Here is a 22400-nt window from a genome sequence, read left to right as displayed (position 1 = left end):
CTGTAGATTGATCGACGACATCGGCTTCAATTGCGCGAGTGGGTATTCGACAGCGCCTCGCCGCGAACTTACGCAAGTTCCGTCTTGATAAGGGATGGAGCCAGGAAGAGTTTGCCCATCAGGCCGACATCCATCGAACTTACATCAGCGATCTGGAACGCGGTGCGCGTAACCCTTCAATAGAAGTGATTGAACGGTTGGCTATCGCCCTAGAGGTCAACGCAGGCGCATTGATCGACTAGACCGGATTTTCATTGGACTGGTCGTCCATGGGAATGAAAAACCGGTCTGTTTAGCTCTGTCGAGATGCACCACGGGACTGTTCAAATAACTAGAAAATTTGAAGAAAAAACTGAGTGGCTTGTCTGAGCCACCTTTTCAGCCACCCTGACAAACCCCGTTCTCGTCTTTGAACCCTTCTCCCATTGAATTGTGGCTGGGCCTCTGCGAGTTATTCGATAGCCTAATCCAAAAAAGAGTTAGCATGCAAACTACCTTGTTCGAACCATCCAACACTTCCATTTCGAGCGCAACCGATTGGCTTGAAAGCATTGTGTTAAGCGACATAGCAATCACGCTGTGCGTAATTGCAGTAGCGCTGCTTGGTTTCTCAATCCTTCAGGGACGTATTTCCTTTCAATTAGGAGCAAGGTGCGTGATTGGCATCTTCGTGCTGTTGTCGGCGCCTACGATTGCGGGGGGCTTTTCAACTTTAGGTTCGTCCGCTCACGACGCGGCGCCTCGAACTATTGTCGTAGAGGCGCGAGAATTGCCACCGCTTGGAGATGATCCCAATCCAAGTGCATCGCTTCGGCGTGAATAAGCGTTCGGTCGTGCGACCGAATACGCAGTTTGCACGTCGAGTCGTACGAAACCAACCGCAGTTTTGGCCGCTACCGACGCAAACAAAAGTCTTTTTTGGGGGTTACTTTTTTCTGTAGAGCTACAGGCGCTCGTACATCCGGTTTCTGCGGTTTTCAGATTTAGAAGACGCTGAACTTTCAAAACATTCGTTGACCAGAGCCGATCAGTAGTTTCCCCTACGTGAGCAACAGGGGAAGTTCTCGATGCGCTTATCAGCCTTTCTGATTGGCTCTTCGTTGGCTGCATTGGCGAGCAATAACGTCGCCAATGCGCAGTCCAGTACGGAGACCTATTCTTACGATGCTCTCGGCCGCTTGGTGAAAGTGGTGACGACTGGCACGGGCAGTCAAAACAACGGCGAAACTCAATCGATTTGTTATGACGAGGCTGACAATCGGACGCAGTATGTGGCGAACACAAGCGCTGGGGCGACTGAATGCACGCAAGGTGGGGGTTCTCCGCCACCTCCTCCCCCTCCGCCGCCTCCGCCGCCTCCGCCTCCGCCGCCACCAGGCAACAATCCACCTAATACGACCACGGATTTTGGATCTGGTCAGTGCGGAAATGCAATCATCGTCAATCTGACAGCGAACGATTCTGATCCAGAGGGCAACTACCCTCTGGCATTGGTTTCGATCATCCGGAACAGCGGCTCGGCAGTTGCGAATGTCGTCTCTTCTTCGTCGGTTGATGTGGTTTTGGGGCCAGACGGGGACTCTTCGACTTTTACCTACACCGTGCAGGACTCCCTTGGTGCCTCAGCGACCGGATTGCTCTCTGTTTCTACGAGCATTTGTGGCGGTGGAGGGCCACTGCAATGAACCAAAAGAACCTAGCTGCATCACCTTCAAAGCGATGCATCAGCAGCACCGTAGCAATGGCAAGTCTGATCATTGCGTCGATCAATATCGGTCTTGGTGAATTAAGCCTCGTGAAGGCTCAGGGGAAGTCGGGGAAGCCAGTCTGCATGACTTCCGATCGCAAAAGCGAAGACCCGCTTCTTATTGTTTTGCCCCAAGGCAATCGCTCTGCGCTGCAAGCCAAGCGGTTCAAAGTGATTCGATGTTCGGACGCGTTCGCGAACGAGAAAGAGTTCGAGGCCTGGCGCGATTCAGTATGTGATCTGGCATCGCTGCCCCTTGAGGACATCCAAAAGCAATTTGCAGCCGCCTACGGCGTTCGCGCCCAGGTACTTTGCGGATTGGCTGAGGCGGTTTCCGGCCAATGGAATCGGGGCAAGAAGCGTCGACCATAGTCACGTCTCACCAATAACAGTGGCTCAGTCCTTCATAGTGACCGCGGTCCACAGCGAAAAATACACGAAGTTTCAGGGGCATAAGATGCTGGAAAATTTGAAAAGCATTCTTGGGATCGCATTTTCAGTTTGTTTACTTGGAGCTGTCCTTGTCTCAGCATCTCCTGTAGCCGCGCAGCAGATACAGCCCCTAAAGATTGAACCTGATCCAAATGGTGTCGACCTCATTACAGGGCAAGTGCCAAATAGGGCGCCTCCGCTAACGGTTCCTGGCGCGGGGCGACTCCAATTTAGCCGGATAAACGATCTTATTCCGCACGTTCGAGGGAATGTGCCCTCAGGCCAATATGCGACTTATAATGTTAACGGTGGAGGCCTAACTTCTGGTCTTCTCAAATGCTTGGATGGCGAATGCGAGTCATATAACCAAGATGGGTCAACCCTCGTCGCAGGGCTTGGCTCGAGGACATTCAATTTCATCGAAGGCGGTACAGGCAAGCAGGTTCTATTTGATCAGCAAATGGTTTGGCAGGATATACCTGGACGACCACTGTATCTCATGTTTTTCGCGTCCTATGTGCAGTATGCCGATGGCGAGCGGCACACCTTCACATACGAAACCTACACGCAAAACCAAGGTGGCGGGGTTGTAATCAAATACCATCGCCCCCTGAAAGTGGTCACCAATCGAGGCTACGAGATTCGCTTCACATATGAATCTAATACTGGAAACACGACGACTTGGCGTACACTGGCCAGTGCTGGTATCTACAAAGGGAGTTCTTCGACAACACCTTTGGCGCAGCATACTTACAGCGGCAACACGATCACAGATATTGCGGGAAGAACCTGGGAGTGTGGTACGTGCAATGCACATTTGGATGCTATGCCTTTGGTTTCTTCAACCTCGCTCACTCTACCTGGTGAGACAGCGCCAGAGTACACCGCTACAAAGTCTCCACAACCAACCGCCTGGCTTGCGCCAGTAGCCCAGATCACAAATCAGGGCGTGACATGGAACTACTCATACCAAAACTTAACTCTGAATCAGACCGCCACTGCACCAAAGTTTAGCAAGATCACTGCAACGGGCCCACAAGGCGCGACTTGGAGCGCGGACATTCTCCATCCGGCGCTTGGCTCTCAGGTGGTTCCTTCAGTCAGAAGGATCACCAATAGCACTGGTGACGAAACTGAATACATTCACGATGTCTTTGGGAAGCTGCGAAAAATTGTCTACCCTGAGGGCAATTCGGTTCAAGTTGACTATGATGCGATCGGCAACATCATCGAGAAGCGCATAAAGGCAAAACCGAATTCCGGGCTTCAGGACATTGTGGAGACAGCCAACTATCCTGGCGGACAAGGCTTCTTACCGTGTTTCGGCGCAAACTGCTTCAAGCCTACTTGGACTCGAGACGCAAAAGGCAAACAGACCGATTACACATGGGATGGCACCTATGAAGGCTTGCTCCGCACCAAGCTTGAGCCGATCGACGCTAACAACCAGCGCCGCAAGACCAAATACACCTATGACGCTTTTCGCAGGCTGATCTCTGAAGAGGTTTGCGCAGCGAATAGCGCTGGAGCAGAGCTTACTTGTGGCACCGCAAACTCGTTCGTCACAAGCCGAACCTATTGGGGTTCGACCACTCTCCCAGCTACAGAAAGCATTACCGACGGGGTGGGCAACGCTCCGCTGACCACGAGCTACTCTTACGACGACGCTGGCCGAACCATCGCAGTCGATGGGCCGCTGCCAGGCAGCGATGATGCGATGTATTATCGCTATGACAGTGTTGGCAGAAAGACTTGGGAGATCGGACCCAAGAATGAGAACGGGACGAGGCCTGCCTCTCGAATGTTCTACCGACAATCAGACGATCAGGTCGTCAAAGTTCAGAGCGGCGTGGTCCCTGGATCAACAAACGCGACTTCGCCCACTATCCCGACATTAACACAACAAAGCGAAGTCGAAACTCAGTACAACAGTCGACGCCTGCCCAAGCGCACGATAAGTCGATCAGTCAGCGGCACTGTTTTTGAAGTTTCCCAATACAATTATGATCAACTAAACAGGCTGAACTGCACCGCCACTCGGATGAGTGCCGCTATTCAATCTGTTGACGCGTGTAGCCCGATCCTGCCCGCATCGAGCGACGGACCTGATCGCATTACTCGCAATCACTACGACACCGAGGGCCGAGTTGTCCGCATTGAGCAGGGCATCGGCACTTCGCTTCAGCGTGATTATGCAACCTACACGTTCACTCCAAATGGACAGCTGCAGAACTTCACCGACGCTCGAGGCTATCGAGCAAAGATGGCGTACGATGGGTTTGACCGTCAAAAGTATTGGTACTTTCCCGATCCCAATGCACTCAACACCCCCAACCCCAACGACTATGAGCAATACACCTATGATGTGAATGGCAACCGTACTTCGCTGCGCAAGCGCGACGGGTCGGTAATCAACTACCAATATGACAATCTGAACCAAATGACGCGCAAGATTGTTCCAGCGCGTGCGGGGCTTGCCTCAGTTCACACGCGCGATGTGTACTACAGATACGACATCCGCGGGCTGACCAATCGAGTGCGGTTTCTAAACATCAACGGGCTCGGAGAGTCTTACACTCTCGATCGCTATGGCAGAGTGACAACGGCAATAACCAACACAGACGGTGTTTATCGTCAGATCAACTACTGGCTTGATGAAGTGGGCAACCGGGAGCGTATTGGTTTTCCTATCGGTACACCGCAGGAGGCGCTGTTTAGATATGACTTCACATCTGGCGGGCAGTTCAACACGCTACGTGATCCAGCTAATGTAACGCTGCTCAACTACAATTACAGCACGTTTGGCCAGCTCTCAAATGCATGGCGAGACTCCGGCACTCCGGATCAGTCGTGGACCTACGATGGCATCGGTCGCATGGCATCGACGACGATTAATGGCCCAGGAACGGACTATGATGTCACATGGTCATTCACGCGGAATGCAGGTTCGCAGATCAAGTCCGAGACGCAAACAAACGATGATTTCAGTTGGGATGGTTTCCAGACACTCAATAGGAGTTATGCTACTAACGGGCTGAATCAGTACACAAGCGTTTCGGGGCAAGCCTATTGCTACGATGCCAATGGCAATCTCACCATGGATAGCGATTATGTCTATCTCTATGATGTTGAGAACCGGCTTGTCGAGATGCGCGCCAAGGCGAACTCGAATTGCGCTTCGATATCCTACTCAGGACAGCTCAAAGCGGCTTTGGAATACGATCCCCTCGGCAGACTTGCGAAATCCACCAACTACATCAATGGCGTGAGTCAGGGCACCAAGTCTTACCTTCATGATGGCGATGCACTTGTTGCTGTGTTCAATGCCAGTGGCTCGATTATTGAACGCCATATTCATGGCCCTGCTCAAGGCGTCGATGACCCGTTGATTAGCTATTACAACGTAGGCTCGTCGACGGACCGAAATGTTGCTCGGCATCTGCAAACCGATGCCCGTGGCTCGATCGTCTACAGCTCGGACCGGTTCAACAACAACCGCGTCATCAATACCTATGACGAATACGGTCAGCCAAGTGCGACCAACGAGGGCCGTTTCCAATACACCGGCCAAGTCTGGCTGCCAGAGCTGGGAATGTATTATTACAAAGCTCGCATTTACGCGCCAAAGCTCGGCAGGTTTATGCAAACCGATCCGATTGGGTATGAGGACAACGTCAATCTATACGGTTATGTTGGGCAGGATCCGATCAACGGGATTGATCCCACTGGCACTTGCACTGGCTCTCGGATTGTAAATACAGAAACGGGGGGTTGCAAGTTCGGAGGAAATGTGAATCCCGGTATCACGGGGTCTTTCGCGGGATCATCGACAGGTGCCTTACCCGGTCGAGGGTCCTTGGGTTCAGGAAATCTGTCAAAAGACTCTTCTCCCGGCGCACGGAACGGTGTCTCAGCAAAAGATTTATGGAAGAAGGCAGTTTGCGCTATTCTTGCTTCGTGTGGGACGACGATAGAGCCAGACTTTGAACCGCCATTAAATGATGACTTACCCGTGGACTCTCAACAGCAAGAAGAGCCACCGAAGGAAACCAAAAGAAAGCAAAGAACTACACAAGCACAGCAACGTCAGCCTCGTAGTCCAAGTCGCGTGCCGAAGGTTGTATTGCCTAGAACCACCCCACTCCCAGACAAGAAGCTGGCCAATCGCATCATAGCTGAGACAGGCAAACAGATGGCCCTTCAAGGTGGTCGAATTGTGGGCGCGGCTGCGCTAAGGTTTGCAGCACCAGTCTTAATTGTCGGTTATGGGGTAGGCGTGATAAATCCAGCACCTGCTCGATAACTCGAGCAAGGACTGCTAAATTCAATTTTCTCATGAGGCATTAATTCATGGAAGAGCTGGATAGTATCGGCGAAGCACTTAGATATGAATGGGATAGCGCTGAAGATAGACTAGAGATTTGGCATGTGCTTTCTGACTTGCCGAATGATCCAAGCAATTCACTTAAAGTGTTAAGAGGGAAAGCGGACCATGGCTCAACTTTAGCGATGATTTGTCTTGCAGACATTTTGATCCATGGCGATCACGGGATGGAGCAAAATGTGCCGGACGCGATCGCTTTGCTTAGGAAAGCCGCAGATAGAGGCTCAGTAGAAGGCCGCTTTCGGCTTGCGCAGCAACTTGAGCTGGATGATGATGTTGCGCAGGCAGAGAAGGAATACATACACTTGGCTGATCTGGGATATTCCCCAGCAATGTACAGATTAGCTAGGATCCAATGGCCCGGAGTAGGAAAAATTAGCAACAGAGAATCTGCATACTCATACCTGCAACTCGCGGCTGAAAAGGGGCATATGTATGCGAGAATTCGCTTGGCGCAATTGAAAAGAAAAGGCGAATTCGGAATGTCAATGCGATTGGTTGGTATCTTCGAGACTATTGCTTTGTTTGTCCCGATGATCTTTTTGTTTTTAAAGTACCCTTCTACTGACCTTTTACGCCGTTGATTTAAAATTCAACATGAAGCCATGATGCGTTCTACTCGTCGCCAGCCAGCGCGACGCACCACCTGCACAAACACATCGACACTGCTGCGCACATAGTGCCGCACATCCTCACGGCTCAGCTTTGATCCTGCTTGAAGAACCAGCAAAGCTAGCTGTTCAATCGCACGAGCAGGCGTATCCGCGTGTACGGTTGTCATAGATCCAGGATGACCCGTGTTGACCGCTCGCAGAAACGTAAACGCCTCGGTCCCACGCAACTCACCAAGGATAATCCGATCAGGTCTCATGCGCAGCGCAGCTATAAGCAAGTCTTCGGCAGACACTTGTGCCTCTGACAGGTCGCCCCGAGCCGCGATCAGCCCAACAGCGTTGTTATGCTTCAACTGCAGCTCGGCTGTATCCTCAATTAGGATGAGGCGCTCTTCAGAAGGTATCTCAGCAAGGAGCGAGTTCAAGAAGGTAGTCTTCCCAGTCGAAGTTCCGCCCGAGACCAAAATGTTGCGCCGCTCGCGCACCGCCTGGCGAAGGACGGTCGCAGCCTCTCGACCCATGACGCTTCTAAACCGCCGCTCAGAATCGATTTCGACGTCTGCGCTATCCATCACGTCGAATGCACCAGCATCTTCCCAATCGGATAGCGACAAATCCGCCGAGACATGCCGCCGAATGGCAAACGCATAGCCATCCCTTGTCGCAGGCGGCGCTGCCACCTGAACACGTGATCCATCGGGAAGTGTGGCCGCTAGCAATGGCTGGGCCCGGCTGATCCCTTGCGAGGAGAACGCCGCAATTTGTTTGGCAAGCCGCTCGAGAAGCTTGGTGTCGAGGCAGGGCTCCGCAATCCGCTCAATCCCTCCGCCGAGACTCTCAATCCAGATCTCACCAGGGCGATTGATCCAGATATCGGTTACGTCCTCTCGTGTGAGAACGGCACTAAGCGGAGCCAGAAAGCTATCGAGGTAGTATCCGGCTTCGGTAGTGCTCATGGCTCAACGCTCGAGAAGTCCAAATCGCGCGCAACAAACACGGAGACGCTGGTGCCGTGCTTGACCTTCAGCGTCGGCTGGATGCTTTGCTGGTCGGTAACCTGAACATTTTGAGTGCTACCAGGAAGCGCAACAATCACGCCGTCGGTTGCTTCATTGATGGCAAGTCCCACGCCGAGATCGAGCACTGACTGAAGAAGCGCTCCGCCAAAGCGTTGAAGGAACTTGCTATCCACCTTCCCACGGATACCGGCACGCCCCAACGGATCAGATGACGGAGAATCCAGCGCTACCGTCACACCGTCCGGACGGATCAACCGGGTCCATTGAACAAGCGCGCGGTTCTGACCTTGCTGAAGGCCTTCGGCATACTCTCCATAGAGGCGACTGCCACGTGGGATCAGAACGCGCGATCCGTCGAACCCCAAGACGTCGCGCTGAACGAGCGCACGCACTCCGCCGGGACGCGTAGAATCAATGGCGGTCTCAAGCACGGCTGGGATGACTGTCCCTTGAGGAATGGTGCGGGCAGGATTGAGGAAACGATCTGCCTTAACTCGATTGCGATTTCTGGGGTCTTCCTCGGCACGTGGCGCAACCTGCGGCGGCTTGCGGCGCTCAAAGACAACCTCCGGTCTAGGCGCGGGCTCGATGGCGGGATTTGGGGCAGGTGCTGGCGGAAAAGACGGTTGGGGCGATACTTGCTGAACAAGCGCAGGTGGGGCTGGCGTTGGAATAGACCGAGCATCTTGCTGGCTTGCGGGCGTCGCGTCATCCCGCACGGGCTCAATTGCCTCTCGTCCTGCAAACCGATCAGGCACCCGCAAAGGCGCAGGCGAAGTGATAGCCAAGCGACCATCGCCTTCCGGCGCAATTGCGGAAGGGACTTGGGCCGCCTCGCGCGAAGCGTTGAGCGCGTTGAACAGCACCATCCCGCCAATCAACAGAAGCGCTAAAAACCCATACAGCCCCCAATTGCTCGACGATCCAGTAGGCACAATCGGGCGTATATCATTGAAGCTGGCATCATTCGGTGCAGGCTCAGCATTTGCCGCTTCGTTCATGAGCTTTGATCCTGCTCTTTATTGCGTTTGGCCCGCGCTTTCTCTTTATCTATGCGGAATACAAGTTCCTGATGGACCCGGTCGATCACAAACCGACCATCGCGCATATAGCCATCGACCACTTCTTCATCGCCGGTTGGACCAATGGCGAACACGGCTGGAAGAGACTGGCCTTCAGCATATTCGATGATGGTCTTCTCGCCGTTATCGGTGATGCTTGCGGGTCGTACAGACTTGTCGCCGCGCAGCCTGTAGGAATAGGTCGGGCGATCAATCGGCGGTGCTATGGCTGGATTGGAGGCTTCGAAGGTTTGCTCCGGCACAAAGCGAACGAGATATGCCGCTAGCAAGCTCTGTGCGATCTCGAGGTCAAAGCGATATTCGCGAACACCGGTTTCAACGAGCAGTTGAGTGGGTAGAGCTGTAGCATCGGGTTTGACGGTCAAACTGTCCTGGTCGGCTGAGACGGCGACTTCCCAGCTTTGCCCATCATTGATGACCGCTCGCCGGATCACTTCGCCAGGCTCTAAAAGGACTGTCAAATGGCTTTCTGGTAAAACAGTCAGCAAATATGATTGACCTTTCTGCCACGTGACTTCCTGAATGCGCGGACTTTGCGCGCTCGGCGAAGGATAGACCTGGGCGGCAAGTGGCGTGGCGAAAAGTAAGGGGGCTATGGCAAAGACTAGCGCTCTCATTGAGCAGCCTCCCCTGCGTCTGGCTGCGCAATGCCATTCACTATTCCCTCTTCGGGGAGCGTCTCTGAATCCCGGCGATAGCTAATCACTTGGAACCCCAGCGGGTTCACATAGCGATCCGCTTCGCTCATCTCTGCAACTGAGAACCCATAGCCAACAACCGCAACCCAATGCTGGGATGGCTGCGGGCTAGCACCGGGATCAATACGTGTGGTGGTAAAGCGAACCATGGCGCGACCCTCAGAGAGGCTTGAAACGCTTTTAATCTCAGTTTTGAGAACCGCGCGGTTGGGCAAATAGCTCAAGGGGCTGGAGGGGTTGGTCGCATCCATTGCGCGCTGATAGGCTTGGCGTGTGGTTTGATCAGACCAGAGCGAGACTTTACGATAATCCACTTGCACGCCATCCGCGCTAAAGCTCTCTCGCGCGATGACATATTGAACCAGGAACGAACGCGTGAGCGCCGCATCAGGCGCCACTAATTGCGTGTCGAGCGGGCTTAACGCTTCGACATTGCCAGTCTGGCGATCAACCAGAAGCGTGTGGAGCTCAACCGTTTTGAGCGGGACGAGATAAACGAGCGCAATGGCTTCGAGGAGCGCAATCAGGCCAGCGATAATCGCAACGATCCAGGCGCGTTTGGCGGAGCGCTCCAGATCATCAGTGACACTGGTCGCCCAACTATCAGCAACAGGCAGATCAGACAGATCGTGATCAGGCTGTGCGTTCATGACTTTTTGTCCCGCCTTTGGTGAGAGCGCGAAGTGCGCGTTGCCGTTCTTCGATACGATGATCCCAGTCTGGGCGCATCAAAGCTGCTTCCAGCGCCTGGAAAACCCGTCTCAGATGTGCTCGTCATGGTGGTGCCAACAAGCCTCTCACTGCCAATCGAGCGTTCTCGGCGGATCGAGCTTTCGATCGTATTGCTCATGCGCTCAGCGCGCAGAACCTGAATCTCAGGTTGGCGAGCATTCGCGCCTGCAAGCATCGGTTGACCAAGCGTGCTTGGCTCGGGCCACTTCGGGAAATCTGGCAAGGTGAGCCATCCGCGATTGAACACAACCTTGGCAAGCAGCCAAAGCATCAGGATCTGGACGATTGCAAAGGCTAGCGTGATAGCAAACAGCTCAGTGGGCGCCGATGGCGTCGCATAGCCGAGAGCTCGCACCCGCAAAGCGTCCGCCAGCCATGGCTCGATAATAGCGAGTTGTACGCTTAGTGTGATGGTCGCGCCAATCGACCCGGCGACGGTTAAAGCTAGCCCGCGCAGCCATCCAGCAAAAATCCCGCGCGATTGCGTGAAGAAATAGAGTCCTGCAACAACCGGGGTGACGGCAAGCAAGACACCGGCGGCAATGCGAAGCACAGCCAAGACTCCGATCACACTCGATAAGTAGAACAGACGTGCTGTGCCATAGGCGGAGTCGTCTTCAAGTGCTGTTCCCTTAAACGAGCCACCCGGCGCATCGCTATCGATGAGCGCGCCGGTGTTGCGCCCCGCGCCAAGCTCAGTGAGGCGAACGATATCATTATCCGCTTGCTGCAGGCGATCGGCAAAGCCAGTCGCGCTACCGTTGCCGCTGCTTTCTTCAATCACGGAGGCAATCTCAGCCGGGCCTTTAAGGGTCACATCATAGATCACTGTTCTAAAGGCGGGCCATGAGAAGGCGAGCGTCAGCACAATCCCGATTTTGAGGACATCAAAGACGAGATCGCGCGCGCCCGGTGCCGGGCCAAAGAGCAGCCGAACACCAAAGAACGCAATAAAGAGCGTCAGCAGACCCGTAACCAATGTTGCCGCCAAGGAGCCCGGCTCGCCCAGCGCAAGATAGCCATAACTCCCTATCACCTGGGCCTGGCAATCAATATGCGCGAGGGTCCGCTTCAGGAACTCTTCGCCAGTGATGATTGTCGGGCACGCCATCAGGCTGCCTTCTCAAGCAGCAAATGAAGCCAATTCGCAGGATCAGGCCCGGTTTTATCGACCAGTTGATCGAACAGACGAACAGTGCTCTCGCGGCCTGACAAGATCGTCAGCAAGTCTTGCTCGCCTGATAAATCTAGACGAGCGACCACACTGTCGCGCCCATGTTTGATCAAAAAGCAGCGCGAGGTGTCCGGGAGCGTGCGCACCAAATCAAACTCATGGCGGCTCAGTCCAAAGCCATTGATGTAGTCTTCTGCGCGCGCTTTGGGGTTGATCATAAAGATCTGTGTTGCCGCCTGCTCGATGATTGCGCTTGCAATCTTGCTTTCAAGCGCATCGGCCGCGCTTTGGGTTGCAAAGCCCACAATGCCGTTTCGCTTGCGGATCGTCTTTTCCCAATCCTTGATCCGGCGGACAAAGACCTCATCATCCAAAGCCTTCCAGCCCTCATCGATGGTGATGATCGAGGGGCTGCCATCAAGACGCTGCTCCACCCGATGGAAGAAATAGAACATGGCAGGCGTGCGCGCCGCTGGATCATCAAGGATCGCGGTCATATCAAATCCGACCGTCTGAGCCGAGAGATCGGTTTGATCTTTTGGATTGTCGAACAACCAGGCCCGTTCTCCTTCGCCCCACCAGGGTCTTAGACGAGATGCCAAATCGCCGGGCTCAGGCCGCGCGCCACCCCGGAAAAGCTCGACGAGATGGCGCAAGCGGCGACGCTCAATCGGCTGCAAGTAATTGGTCTCAACCGCGTCGCGAATGTGATCAAGCTCTTCGCTCGAGGCTCCGCCGGCTAGAAGCGTCAGCCATTCGATCAGAAATTGCGTATTTTCAGGCGTCTCATCCAGTTGCAGTGGGTTGAGACCCGAAGGCGTGCCCGGCTTCAATCGATCATATTGCCCGCCAATGGCGCGGATAAAGAGTTCTGCGCCTCGATCCTTATCGAAGAAAATCGTGCGCGGCTTAAACCGCTGAGCTTGTGCTAGCAGGAAATTGAGCACGACAGTCTTGCCCGATCCTGAGGGGCCGATGACCGTGAAATTGCCGAGATCCTGCTGGTGGAAATTGAAGAAGTATGGGCCGGCCGCCGTTGTCTCAAACAAAGTGACTGCATCGCCCCAATGATTGCCTTTGGCTCGCCCTGTTGGAAAGTTGTGCAGGCTTGCAAGCCCTGCAAAATTGGTGGTCGAGACAAGGCCCCGCCTTCCAATGTAGCGAAAGTTTGCCGGGAATTGCGCCCAATAGGTAGGCTCCAGCGCGATATCTTCGCGTACCGCGTTGATACCAAGATCAGCAAGCAACGCGATCACTTCGGCGACCTGGTCATCGAGCTGTTGTAAGTCCTCAGCATGGACCGCAATCGTGGTGTGATGCTCGCCAAATCCCGCGCGCCCTGCCGCCACCTCGTCCTTGGCGTAGGTAAGCTCGTCACGAAGCGACAAAGCTTCATCTTCAGCAGACCGCATGCGGCGCAGCGCCAGGTTCATATCGCCCAGAGCTTTGCCGCGTTCCACACAGGCAAAGCTCTGGCTGACATGCAGCTCGAAAGGCAGTCGGTAAAGCTCATCAAACATGCCGGGGAATGTCGCGCTTGGATAATCCTTGATCGACACCAGCGCCACAAACCGGCGCGGCAATTGACCTGTCGGAGCCAGTTCCACCGCGTCCTGGCCAAAGCTGATCCGACGCGATGGAACAAAGTGCCCAAGATCGCCATGAGGCAACGCAACCGGACGCATGTCTGCGTTGAATAAGCAGGATAGGAATTCAAGCGGTTCCGAGCGCGGGCCATCCTCGGTGTTGTAGACACTCAAAAGGTGCGGGTCATACGCACTCAAAGACGCCATCATTGCATCGCGCGCCCGATCAAGAGCGTGTTTCTCTGCGGCGATCAATCCAGCATTTCGCTTGGCGCTCTTGGCAAACCATCCGCGCATGCGGTCAGCAATTCCGATCCGGCCCTGGAGCGGACGCCTTACAATCGTGAGGAAGAGTTCATTTACGAATAGTTGCTTGTCCGAGAGTTTTGCCTGCCACTCTTCGTCGAGCCGGGCAGAGAAGTCATCAGACTGCACGGGCTCCAGCGATGCCTCTGCGCGCCGACGGACCACATGATGGTAGATTGCGAAACGCGAGCTTCCGAGCGTCCGCAGCATCGCATCGCGCAGGCCCAGGCGGTAGTTGAGCTCGTCACTATCGGCCGTCTCGAAAAGCAGTCCGCCCAATCGGATGGTCTGCAAGAGCAAGCCATCGCGCGTTTCTATCGTCACATCATCGATATGCCGCGCATAGGGCAGATGCGCCCCTGCCGGAACCTCCTTGGCCACTATCTTGGGATCACGCGTTAGGGCCGGTAGGAATTGCATTTCCAGATCGCGTAATTCTTGATGCGCGGACAATTGCGGACCCGTTTGATCCAAAGATCAAAGATGCGCGGCTCGCGAAGGCAGGCCAGCATACCGATCCCGTGGATGGCTAAGGCTACCAGCAAGACCCACCACGCGCGGAAGATTAGAAATAGCTCAACTGCGATGACCGCATTGATCACGAAGAAAGTGTAAGTAACGCCTGCAAACATTTGGGGACGCGTCAATGCGACGAACAATGTATCCCTGCGCAGTTCGTTTTCCAAAAGTGCCCCCAAGCGCCCAAGTTCGAATCATGGGCATTGAACAATTGATACTGGCAGTAACGCTGCTGAATGCAATGCAAAACTGTCTGATATCGGCACAGCAAGAATACGATCATTCGCGCCATGATTACTTGGGCTTGTAAGTCAAAATAAAGTCGGTAGGCTAACAGGTCCTCGGGGAATGTCGTAAACCTCGAGCATCGCGATGCTCTTCAATTAGGAGACATCGTGATGAGGATTCTGTCGAAGCGTCAGGTCAAAGAGCTTATCCTCCATCGCCCAATATTATCGGGCATCAGGCTCACAAAGTCACCCGCAACCGAACCTCCGAAAATCTATGTAGGATAATCAAGGGTCATGGCTCAAAGGGGCCGAAAGCGGACTGTCCGCTATTCGGCGAGTCCCGGATGAAAGCAGATCTTGCTCATCTGACCCAATCGCGACTAATTCTGGTCACACTGATGAACACGCCCAGCTAATTTGGAATGGTGAGCTAAGACTACTGAGTCCAATTGTCGAGAGAGTTTCCATCATCAAGTTTTTCGAATATTGTCCGAGTAGGAATATTGATTCGGAGGGGCATAATTGGAAGAGCCGATAGAAGAGTTCTTAAAGAGACCATTAGAGGATCTCATCAAGCCCAGCCATTCGAAGTTGAGCAGAGGCGAAAAGGAGCGGCACCGAATATACAGTGGCGCATTGGCAGAGATCATCGAAAACTATTGGTGCGGCACAAAATACGGCGTCAAAGGCGAGTATCCACTCAATCCTCGTAGATCGCAATGGGATGATAACTGCCCGCATCTAGAAGATGAGTACCGTGGTCATAACATCGCTGCGCTGGCTGTTGATCACGATGGATACATCATCGATTTTGATTTCAATCACAATCAGATTTTTGACTCGAGTGTCGAACACGCTGAGGCGCGCTTGATCAAGCGGGTCTTCTCACTAACTCAGCTGCAAGATTCATGGAATGTTGCGTCGGCAGACAATCCGGCTGACAAGTACAGCAACGCTTTGTCGCGTGTTACAGTCTACACTAGCCTCGAGTCATGTACGCAGTGCACTGGCATTATGATGCTAGGTCGGGTGAAACGAGTAGTTTATCTCCAAACTGATCCCGGGATGTATCATGTCGGCGACTTGTTCCACACACTGACAGCTCGAAAAGATAACCCCGATTACATTGTGGCTCCTGAGCCGGTTTCAGCCACGAAGATTGGCATGAACCTCACCAACGATCTTGACACGGCATTTAGAGGCTTTGTGGAGGAAAGGCACACGGCGCAACCCTTCTTCATCGACGAAGAGGGCGAGGAGTTAAGGACGTCAAGTATCACGTCTTTCCTCTGCACCGAGGCGGCGCTGGCGCCATTCTCACGGGCTGCTCAGGCGTTTCGCGACATGGAGCTCGAAGTCCCGAAATACCGCCCCGCCAAGGAAGGCAAAACGGATGGCCCTATTTCGAACAAATGCGCCTTGAGGGAAGCACGTGAGTTCGTGGAATACGCAAAGAAAAAGGGAAGTCGCGGCACTCCTCATCGTTAGGGGTCTTGCATTGGATTGGGGTCATATGGCGCTAGACCAATTGATACCAGTTGGCCTTTGTCCTAAGATTTTCTGCCTGAATTTTGGGGGTTTATATGCGAGAATCGCATCGAGATGTGGTAACGGGAAAGAAGATTTTTGCACGTGACCTAAGAGCGAAAGATATTGGCGATCTCGCGGTTTATGGCGAAGCGAACTGGGGAAACACTACCCTCAGCGCGTTTTATCTGCGTGCCACGCTGTTCGATCATGCAGTCCTGCGGATTGATGTGTCTAGGCTTCAAGATCTTGGTGCGATCCGCTGCGTCGTAAAGCGCCCCAAGGGGGAGGACGACTTCTGCGAATTCTATGATCTGTTGGCCGACGAACCCTTAGCTAGGTTCAAGGATCCGGCTGACGACTACCTTGTTACAATGGGCAACCCAACCAAGTTTGTGGGTCAGCCAGTTTGTCTCCTTGTGTTCGAGGATCGTGAAAAGTTTCTTGATGCCCAGCGCGAGAAGCAAGCCCTCGCCGACGCTATTGAGTACTCAGATAGTTCGGCAAAACTTAACCAGAGTTTTGAGTCAGGCGAATTTCTTGATGAGGCTGCTTCGATCTTTGTGCCGCGATCTTGGGAGCCGGACGCGTCCACTTGGGGCAACTGGATCCATTGGTATTGGGGAAAAGGGTCGAACGGAAAACCCACTAAGAAGTACGCAGTTAGCAGTGCAAAACAATACAATGGAACGGTATCCGAGCAACTGGATAAGTCAAAACACGTTTTGCAACTCACGACTCGTACTAGCGCTGTCGACACAGGCCACCTCGAACCTGACTCTGCTCTCGGACGCGTGCAGCCATCAAAAGTGAAAGGCGTGCGACTGGTGGAGTTGATTATCCCAACCCAATCGCACTCACAAGAGATCGTGTCCTTCACTAAGCGAAACACCATTGAGAATTGCGAGTTCAATTTGCTGCCCTGCCGCTTGGGCGGCGGATTCGGAGGGCGATCAGCATCTCAGTTTGGATATTATGCCGCCCTCGCTGCGCTTGCGGGAAAAGGCCTCCCGGTACGCCTGGAATATGATCGTCTCGAACAATTTGTAGCTGGTATCAAGCGGCATCCTAGCCGGGTTGAAACGCGGTTGTCTTACAACAAGAAAGGCGAGATTGATGCGTTCGAATCCAACGTCTTGGTCGATGGAGGATCAGTCCAAAACCTCTCGGGTTCAGTTGCCAAACTATCGCGCCATTCGACTTTGGGAGCTTATCGGACCAAGAAACAGACTGGACGTGCGGCAGCTCTCAAGAATTCTGGCGTATTATCAGGCAGCATGCGTGGCTTCGGCATTCCGCAAGCACTGTTCAATATCGAGCAGCAGATTGATCGCCTTGCCGCGAAACTTGGAAAAGACCCGGTCGCCTATCGCAAGCAAATCGCGATCAAGACGAATGATCCAGATATCGATGGCAAACCACATCGCCAGCCCCTTATGAACGCAGAGGTGCTCGATGCTGCTTCCCAGAGCGTGCATTGGAAAAGCCGGGACAAGCGAAAGGCGGACTTCAACAAGCATCCAGACAATGCCGGAAAACGGTTTGGCACCGGAATGGCGTTTGCAATGGAAGCCTATGGGACTTCGCGCGATACTCCGGCACTTGGTCTCAGGCTCAATGAAGCTCTTGAGATCGAGGTTGTCGGCTTTCCGGTGCGCATGGGCCAAGGCACCGTTGATGGTCTAGAAAGCTTGATCCAAGGGGTGTTTGGCAGCGTGCCGGTTACGGTCCAAACCGGCCAAGGCCATCACTTGGCAAGCATTCTCAAGTCAGGTGTCGACACAAACGCGGCGGCCAAGGGTACCTTCGGGAGTGTACACGTCTTTCGCCAGATTTACGATGTCTGGATGAAGTACGTGTGGGGTCCCGAGCTTCTCAAAGAGTTGAACAAGCCAGGCGTAGACGTCGAAGTGGAGAAAATAGCCTTCGACCCGGCTGACCGGGAGATTCACTACGAGGGCATCGGTAGCGCACCTTATGAAGAAATTGCCAAGAAGGTATTGGGCTCAGCAAGAGCTGGTATTTTTGGCCTCGCCAAGTTCAAGAACACCTGGGCTTATGGTGAATTCCAAGTCGATGGTAAGAGCGAACCCAGATGGCTCGCAAGGCTGGTTTTCTCAAGTCGATGGGGCGCCACCCATTTTGTAGATGTCATGAACGCTTTCGATCCTACAAATAGAAAGCACCTTGCAAAAGAAGATCAACCGTACCGTTCGCTTTTCGCCAGCGCTGCGTGCCTAGTCGACACCGTGGTCGATTATCACGGCGTTGTTGATATCGAACGGGTCACGATAATCCTCGATGCAGGGTCGAGACTGAGCGATAAGCGGATCAAGGCTCAGATCGAGGGAGGAATTGCACAAGGCTTAGGCCACACCTTGTTTGAGAAGTACCCGGCCGGGCCGCTAGGCGGTCAACGGCAAATCAACTTTGATCGTTATGCCATGCCGCGCCTTCGGCATATGCCAAACCAGGGCATTGAGACCCAGTTTGTGGATCCAAAGAAGGGTCAACCGGTGCTCAGCAAGATCAACAACACTCTTAACATCAAGCCGAAAATTGATCTGCCCAAAGAACTCTATAAAGGTATCTCAGAAGTCTCAATCTCGCCGATCGCGCCAGCCATCGCCAATGCAGTTATCGACGCGATCTACAGCGATGTGTCTGAAGCGGATGAGAGGCGGTTCACTCACTGGCCAATAACTCCCAACGAAGTCCTCCAGAGAATGCCTGAAGAGCTGCGCGAAGACTTAAAAAACCAGGCACAGGAGGCAAAAGGATGACAACGAAACGGATCCCCTTCAAGCTTGTCACCAATGGCCAGCCCCGCAAGAGCAAGACTGAACTACCCGCTCATTGGCGCTTGATTGACTATCTGCACGAGGAGCTTAGCCTCACAGGCACCAAGTTCGGTTGTGGCGGGGGCATGTGCAAAGCCTGTACGGTAGCGATGCAAGACAACGATGGAGTCTGGCACGCCATCCCGGCCTGCTCAACTTCACTAGAGACCTGCCACAAATGGTCGATCAAGACAGTAGAAGGTTTGGCAGAAGGAAAAGAACTTCACCCTTTGCAGACCTCATTTGTCGAGGATGAGACATTTCAGTGTGGGTATTGTACGCCAGGTTTCTTGATGGAGGCCTATTGTCTTTACCAAAATCGAGAGAATGGGCTGGGAACTGACACGCCAGTTGACGAAGCCACGAAACACGCGTTGGAATCCCATCTTTGCCGGTGCACGGGCTACCAACGCTACGTCGATAGCGCAGCCGCGGCGATCAAAAAGGTTGAGAAGAAGCCGCGCGAGAAACCCGCCGCATCATCCAATAAATGGAAGCTCATTCGCTATCTTCATGAAGCAGCAGAGATCGAGAATTCGCTCATGCTGCAATATCTCTACGCCGCCTTTTCGATCAAGCAACCACGCTACTCCAGTCTGGCTGGACTGGGGCATCGAACGCCTGGCCAGCCGCATTCTCTTCTTGGCGTTGCGATTGAAGAGATGTTGCACTTGGACACCGTCAATCGGCTGCTCGTAGCCTTGGGGTCCACCCCAAATCTTGTCCGACAGGACTTTCCCTACGAACCCAAAATTTATCCGTTCGAGTTTCGCCTTGAACCTTTGTCGCACGCCTCCTTGGCAAAATATTGTTTGGCCGAAGCACCCAAGAACCTAGAGCAAAGCGACCCCGTCCTTTTCGAAGAGCTCCACGCTGCGGCACAGTGCAGAAAGCGGGTGAACGATGTTGGCAGTTTCTACGCTGAAATTCGCAAGGAGCTGAATGAATACGGGGACGCAACGGGCTGGGACGACTTTAATTACTGGGATACTCAACTTGAAATTGTTCAAGAGGATGGCGAGGTTGATCACTTCGAGTTCTTTCTCTCGGTCTACAGAGGAGAGCACCCGGCTTTCTATGGATTGTCGGATGTCTGGAGCAATCCTCGGGACAGGCGGTATCCATCTAACATATATCCACACAGAACCATGTGGCAGGGGCAGGCGCACAGTCTCCCAGAAGGCCCCGCACTCGAAATCGCGAAGCTTACAAATTTTCACTACTGGCTCACGATGAGCGTGCTCGAACTGAGCTATCGCAAGAACTGCCAATACCATGCACTAGCGCGCCGCCATATGGCCGGGCCATTGCTGCAATTGTGTTGGTACTTGCCCGAAAGGTTTGGCGTCATGCCGCCGCTGGATAAGTCCTCCTTGGATTTTGAAGCGGGCGCAAGCGATGTTCAGCAGTTGGATTACATCCTATCCGTACTAGACAAGATACAGGAAAAAGAACGCGAATATAAACACTTGCTGCCATCGGCCTATCTGATGTCGTCGCAAGAGTCGCGGCAGGAGTTGTTGGCGATGCTAGACAAAGCCGACACGCACTAGATCCCCAAGCTTGGAGCAAGATGTATGGCTAAGATTTCTTTTCTTTCCTGGAACGTTCGCCATTTCAGGGGAGATCCGGGCGCTTCGGAACGCAGTTTAAGAGGTTTTACTTCACCTTTGGAGAACTTTAGAAATCGTCGATCCCAGAAGTCCCGAACTGGGCCGTTTGCGGAATGTCTGTTCTTAGCCCACAGAAACCGGAAAGCTGACTGTCCGTTTACGACCCAATCCATGACGGCAGAGCTTCAGTGAAGAGCAGGCGAACCAACCGCGGACTTCCATCATGACGGCCATTTGAATGAGTGCTCAGGCCCACAAACAAGCAGCAAAATGGTAAGGCCTAGCGCCCGGTGATGGGCGCTAGGCCTTTGTGAGCACGGGCAATCGGCTCAGCCTCTACCGAACCCATAACTGACGCGCAAGTTACCGCGCTTGGTTTTTGCTTTCGTGATTGTCAAACCCTTCAACTCACGAGCAGAGGCCACGTGGGTCCCGCCGCAGCAAACCGGTAGATTCTCGCCGATCTGGAGCGCCCGATTGGCAAACGGGTCGCCTACGATGTTCATCGCGACGCCCTCTTCGATCGCCCGATCGATCGCCGCCTGGAGGTCTTCATTGAAACGAACCTTGTCGCCGGGCTCGCCATCGAATTCGACGCGCGCTTCACCCGGCCAGTGGTGGCCTTGTCGCGCCTTGATTTGCGCGCAGACCGCTTCTGCACAGTCTGCGATCAGATGACCGGCAGAATGCCAGCGACGGCCGTCCTGCCTCCAATCTGCGTCGACGATGAGTTCGACGGCATCGCCGATCTCGAATGGAGCGGCATCGACCACGTGGTCGACCTGCCCGTCTTCCGCGTGAGCGACGTGGTGGACGACCTGGCCAGCGATAGTGCCGCGATCGGCCTTCTGTCCGCCACCCTGCGCGTGAAACCAGGTCTGGTCGAGGCGCACAACGGTCTTGCCGTTGCATTCAACGATTGCGGTGACCTTGGCCGTGCCGATCAGGTCGTTGCTCGCCAGATAGTTCTTGAGTGTCATGTCAGTATCCTTATTTTTTCAAATTGGGGCGGGCCGACCCAAAAGGGCTGGCCCGCATGGTTTCAGGAAAAGAGCGCCAGAGACCCGTCCTTGCGCACACCAATGAAGGTGCTGAGAGTGTAGCGCGTCTTGGCGCCCGAGCACGGCATCACCTCATGGATGTGAGCGGCGTTAAAGAGGTAGGCATCGCCCTCTTCTGCACGGATCGTTACCGGTGCCGGCAGTGCATCTGTGCGCACACCGTAGTGGTCGGGCACCGGCAGACGGTTCGCGTCGTACTCGGAACGGCTGAAAATGCGGGGATAGATGCGCGTCTCCCCACCGGCCTCCGGACGTTGGAGCATCACGTTCAGCGCAAGCTGAACGTCCACGTTGGTCGCCAACAGCGAATTCGGCAGGTCTGCCCCGATGCAATCATTATGAGGAAAGAGACCTGCCCCGTTGTCTATGAAACGCATCAGGCCGCTAAAGGCGATGCCATCCTCAAGGCGAAGAAGGCCGCAGCCCTTATCCCACTCATCATCCAGCATAGTGCGAACTCGATCGATCGGATACTTTCCCTCGGGAAACATCGAGCGGCTGAGCTGCTGCCAATGTTGCGCCTTGCGGAAGTAGTCCGCGTAGAGGAAGGGATTGAGACCGGCTTCAAAAAGGTTTCCGCCGATCTTTCCGAGCGTATCGAGACCGTGATATGTCTCCTTCTCGGCGCAGGCATCGAGCTGGGAAACCGCATACTTGCGTGTTTCCTCATCGATTGCACCGCGGAAGATCGCTCCGTTCGTGCGGCCGCTGCGCAGATCGTCAGTGGCCTCCGCAATGTCGGCTGCCTCAAGGCCGGCATACTCAGCGATGCGGTCTTCCGCTTGGTTGAAATGGAGTTTTACGTAAGTCATTTGCTTCGTCCTGTGTTATGAACG

18 protein-coding genes are annotated in these 22400 nt (G+C 53.9%); 9 read left to right on the top strand and 9 right to left on the bottom strand.

The window, feature by feature from the left end; genetic code table 11:
* Positions 1 to 38: 38 nt before the first annotated feature.
* The 6 genes from AUC45_RS11320 to AUC45_RS11295 all read left to right on the top strand — a co-directional run bounded on the left by AUC45_RS11320 (position 39) and on the right by AUC45_RS11295 (position 7147).
* On the top strand, positions 39 to 242 hold the full coding sequence (locus tag AUC45_RS11320; RefSeq protein WP_067602510.1) for a helix-turn-helix domain-containing protein: 204 nt from the start codon (positions 39 to 41) through the stop codon (positions 240 to 242).
* Positions 243 to 484: 242 nt separating this feature from the next.
* Positions 485 to 823, top strand: coding sequence for a TrbC/VirB2 family protein (locus tag AUC45_RS16200; protein WP_067602507.1), 339 nt, complete (start codon positions 485 to 487; stop codon positions 821 to 823).
* Between the two features lie 244 nt (positions 824 to 1067).
* Positions 1068 to 1685 (top strand): hypothetical protein, encoded by a 618-nt coding sequence (locus AUC45_RS15770; RefSeq protein ID WP_067602503.1) that lies wholly within the window; start codon positions 1068 to 1070, stop codon positions 1683 to 1685.
* A complete protein-coding gene (locus AUC45_RS11305; protein ID WP_067602500.1) occupies positions 1682 to 2119 on the top strand; it encodes a hypothetical protein in 438 nt (145 codons plus the stop codon). Before AUC45_RS15770 ends, AUC45_RS11305 begins: the two co-directional genes overlap by 4 nt.
* Positions 2120 to 2204: 85 nt before the next feature.
* Positions 2205 to 6482, top strand: a complete 4278-nt coding sequence (locus AUC45_RS11300) for an RHS repeat domain-containing protein (RefSeq protein WP_082701096.1) — start codon at positions 2205 to 2207, stop codon at positions 6480 to 6482.
* Positions 6483 to 6529: 47 nt separating this feature from the next.
* On the top strand, positions 6530 to 7147 hold the full coding sequence (locus AUC45_RS11295) for a tetratricopeptide repeat protein (protein ID WP_067602493.1): 618 nt from the start codon (positions 6530 to 6532) through the stop codon (positions 7145 to 7147).
* An 8-nt stretch (positions 7148 to 7155) separates the two neighbouring features.
* On the opposite strand, the gene virB11 is transcribed toward AUC45_RS11295, so the two are convergent.
* Genes virB11 through AUC45_RS11260 form a run of 7 tightly spaced genes read right to left on the bottom strand, consistent with a single transcriptional unit; the run spans position 7156 to position 14406 of the window.
* The gene (gene virB11, locus AUC45_RS11290) at positions 7156 to 8133 is read right to left on the bottom strand and encodes a P-type DNA transfer ATPase VirB11 (protein WP_067602490.1); all 978 of its coding nucleotides are present in this window, start codon (positions 8131 to 8133) and stop codon (positions 7156 to 7158) included.
* A complete protein-coding gene (locus AUC45_RS11285; RefSeq protein ID WP_067602487.1) occupies positions 8130 to 9197 on the bottom strand; it encodes a TrbI/VirB10 family protein in 1068 nt (355 codons plus the stop codon). Before AUC45_RS11285 ends, virB11 begins: the two co-directional genes overlap by 4 nt.
* A complete protein-coding gene (locus AUC45_RS11280; protein WP_067602484.1) occupies positions 9194 to 9895 on the bottom strand; it encodes a TrbG/VirB9 family P-type conjugative transfer protein in 702 nt (233 codons plus the stop codon). The genes AUC45_RS11285 and AUC45_RS11280 overlap by 4 nt, the downstream gene beginning before the upstream one ends.
* Complete coding sequence (locus AUC45_RS11275; RefSeq protein WP_067602482.1) at positions 9892 to 10626, bottom strand: virB8 family protein; 735 nt, start codon at positions 10624 to 10626, stop codon at positions 9892 to 9894. Before AUC45_RS11275 ends, AUC45_RS11280 begins: the two co-directional genes overlap by 4 nt.
* The gene (locus AUC45_RS11270; RefSeq protein WP_067602479.1) at positions 10623 to 11819 is read right to left on the bottom strand and encodes a type IV secretion system protein; all 1197 of its coding nucleotides are present in this window, start codon (positions 11817 to 11819) and stop codon (positions 10623 to 10625) included. Before AUC45_RS11270 ends, AUC45_RS11275 begins: the two co-directional genes overlap by 4 nt.
* Complete coding sequence (locus tag AUC45_RS11265) at positions 11819 to 14194, bottom strand: VirB4 family type IV secretion system protein (RefSeq protein ID WP_067602476.1); 2376 nt, start codon at positions 14192 to 14194, stop codon at positions 11819 to 11821. The genes AUC45_RS11270 and AUC45_RS11265 overlap by 1 nt, the downstream gene beginning before the upstream one ends.
* Positions 14173 to 14406 carry a type IV secretion system protein VirB3 gene (locus AUC45_RS11260; protein WP_067602474.1) on the bottom strand — a complete coding sequence of 78 codons (234 nt, stop codon included), beginning with the start codon at positions 14404 to 14406 and terminating at the stop codon, positions 14173 to 14175. Before AUC45_RS11260 ends, AUC45_RS11265 begins: the two co-directional genes overlap by 22 nt.
* Positions 14407 to 15045: 639 nt before the next feature.
* Between AUC45_RS11260 and AUC45_RS11255 the strand changes: the two genes are divergently transcribed.
* The 3 genes from AUC45_RS11255 (at position 15046) to AUC45_RS11245 (ending at position 20443) form a co-directional block, all read left to right on the top strand.
* Positions 15046 to 16011 carry a deaminase gene (locus AUC45_RS11255; RefSeq protein WP_067602471.1) on the top strand — a complete coding sequence of 322 codons (966 nt, stop codon included), beginning with the start codon at positions 15046 to 15048 and terminating at the stop codon, positions 16009 to 16011.
* 95 nt (positions 16012 to 16106) lie between these two features.
* Positions 16107 to 18833, top strand: coding sequence for a xanthine dehydrogenase family protein molybdopterin-binding subunit (locus AUC45_RS11250; RefSeq protein ID WP_067602468.1), 2727 nt, complete (start codon positions 16107 to 16109; stop codon positions 18831 to 18833).
* Positions 18830 to 20443 carry a ferritin-like domain-containing protein gene (locus AUC45_RS11245; protein WP_067602465.1) on the top strand — a complete coding sequence of 538 codons (1614 nt, stop codon included), beginning with the start codon at positions 18830 to 18832 and terminating at the stop codon, positions 20441 to 20443. Before AUC45_RS11250 ends, AUC45_RS11245 begins: the two co-directional genes overlap by 4 nt.
* Positions 20444 to 20832: 389 nt before the next feature.
* On the opposite strand, the gene AUC45_RS11240 is transcribed toward AUC45_RS11245, so the two are convergent.
* Together AUC45_RS11240 and AUC45_RS11235 are read right to left on the bottom strand one after the other, a co-directional pair.
* Positions 20833 to 21483 carry a hypothetical protein gene (locus tag AUC45_RS11240; RefSeq protein WP_067602462.1) on the bottom strand — a complete coding sequence of 217 codons (651 nt, stop codon included), beginning with the start codon at positions 21481 to 21483 and terminating at the stop codon, positions 20833 to 20835.
* Positions 21484 to 21545: 62 nt separating this feature from the next.
* Positions 21546 to 22376: a 2OG-Fe(II) oxygenase gene (locus AUC45_RS11235; RefSeq protein WP_067602459.1), complete on the bottom strand. Its 831-nt coding sequence runs from the start codon at positions 22374 to 22376 to the stop codon at positions 21546 to 21548.
* Positions 22377 to 22400: the final 24 nt, after the last annotated feature.

It is taken from the genome of Erythrobacter sp. YT30 (assembly GCF_001542875.1).
Taxonomy (GTDB): domain Bacteria; phylum Pseudomonadota; class Alphaproteobacteria; order Sphingomonadales; family Sphingomonadaceae; genus Erythrobacter.
This window is presented reverse-complemented; position numbering and strand designations above follow the sequence as displayed.

Excerpts from the sequence above, each read along its gene's own strand:
- AUC45_RS11245 (WP_067602465.1), top strand. The coding sequence starts at position 18,830 with ATGACAACGAAACGGATCCCCTTCAAGCTTGTCACCAATGGCCAGCCC.
- virB11 (WP_067602490.1), bottom strand. The coding sequence starts at position 8,133 with ATGAGCACTACCGAAGCCGGATACTACCTCGATAGCTTTCTGGCTCCG.
- AUC45_RS11240 (WP_067602462.1), bottom strand. The coding sequence starts at position 21,483 with ATGACACTCAAGAACTATCTGGCGAGCAACGACCTGATCGGCACGGCC.
- AUC45_RS11285 (WP_067602487.1), bottom strand. The coding sequence starts at position 9,197 with ATGAACGAAGCGGCAAATGCTGAGCCTGCACCGAATGATGCCAGCTTC.
- AUC45_RS16200 (WP_067602507.1), top strand. The coding sequence starts at position 485 with ATGCAAACTACCTTGTTCGAACCATCCAACACTTCCATTTCGAGCGCA.
- AUC45_RS11265 (WP_067602476.1), bottom strand. The coding sequence starts at position 14,194 with ATGCAATTCCTACCGGCCCTAACGCGTGATCCCAAGATAGTGGCCAAG.
- AUC45_RS15770 (WP_067602503.1), top strand. The coding sequence starts at position 1,068 with ATGCGCTTATCAGCCTTTCTGATTGGCTCTTCGTTGGCTGCATTGGCG.
- AUC45_RS11250 (WP_067602468.1), top strand. The coding sequence starts at position 16,107 with ATGCGAGAATCGCATCGAGATGTGGTAACGGGAAAGAAGATTTTTGCA.
- AUC45_RS11260 (WP_067602474.1), bottom strand. The coding sequence starts at position 14,406 with ATGTTTGCAGGCGTTACTTACACTTTCTTCGTGATCAATGCGGTCATC.
- AUC45_RS11280 (WP_067602484.1), bottom strand. The coding sequence starts at position 9,895 with ATGAGAGCGCTAGTCTTTGCCATAGCCCCCTTACTTTTCGCCACGCCA.
- AUC45_RS11270 (WP_067602479.1), bottom strand. The coding sequence starts at position 11,819 with ATGGCGTGCCCGACAATCATCACTGGCGAAGAGTTCCTGAAGCGGACC.
- AUC45_RS11300 (WP_082701096.1), top strand. The coding sequence starts at position 2,205 with ATGCTGGAAAATTTGAAAAGCATTCTTGGGATCGCATTTTCAGTTTGT.
- AUC45_RS11235 (WP_067602459.1), bottom strand. The coding sequence starts at position 22,376 with ATGACTTACGTAAAACTCCATTTCAACCAAGCGGAAGACCGCATCGCT.
- AUC45_RS11295 (WP_067602493.1), top strand. The coding sequence starts at position 6,530 with ATGGAAGAGCTGGATAGTATCGGCGAAGCACTTAGATATGAATGGGAT.
- AUC45_RS11275 (WP_067602482.1), bottom strand. The coding sequence starts at position 10,626 with ATGAACGCACAGCCTGATCACGATCTGTCTGATCTGCCTGTTGCTGAT.
- AUC45_RS11305 (WP_067602500.1), top strand. The coding sequence starts at position 1,682 with ATGAACCAAAAGAACCTAGCTGCATCACCTTCAAAGCGATGCATCAGC.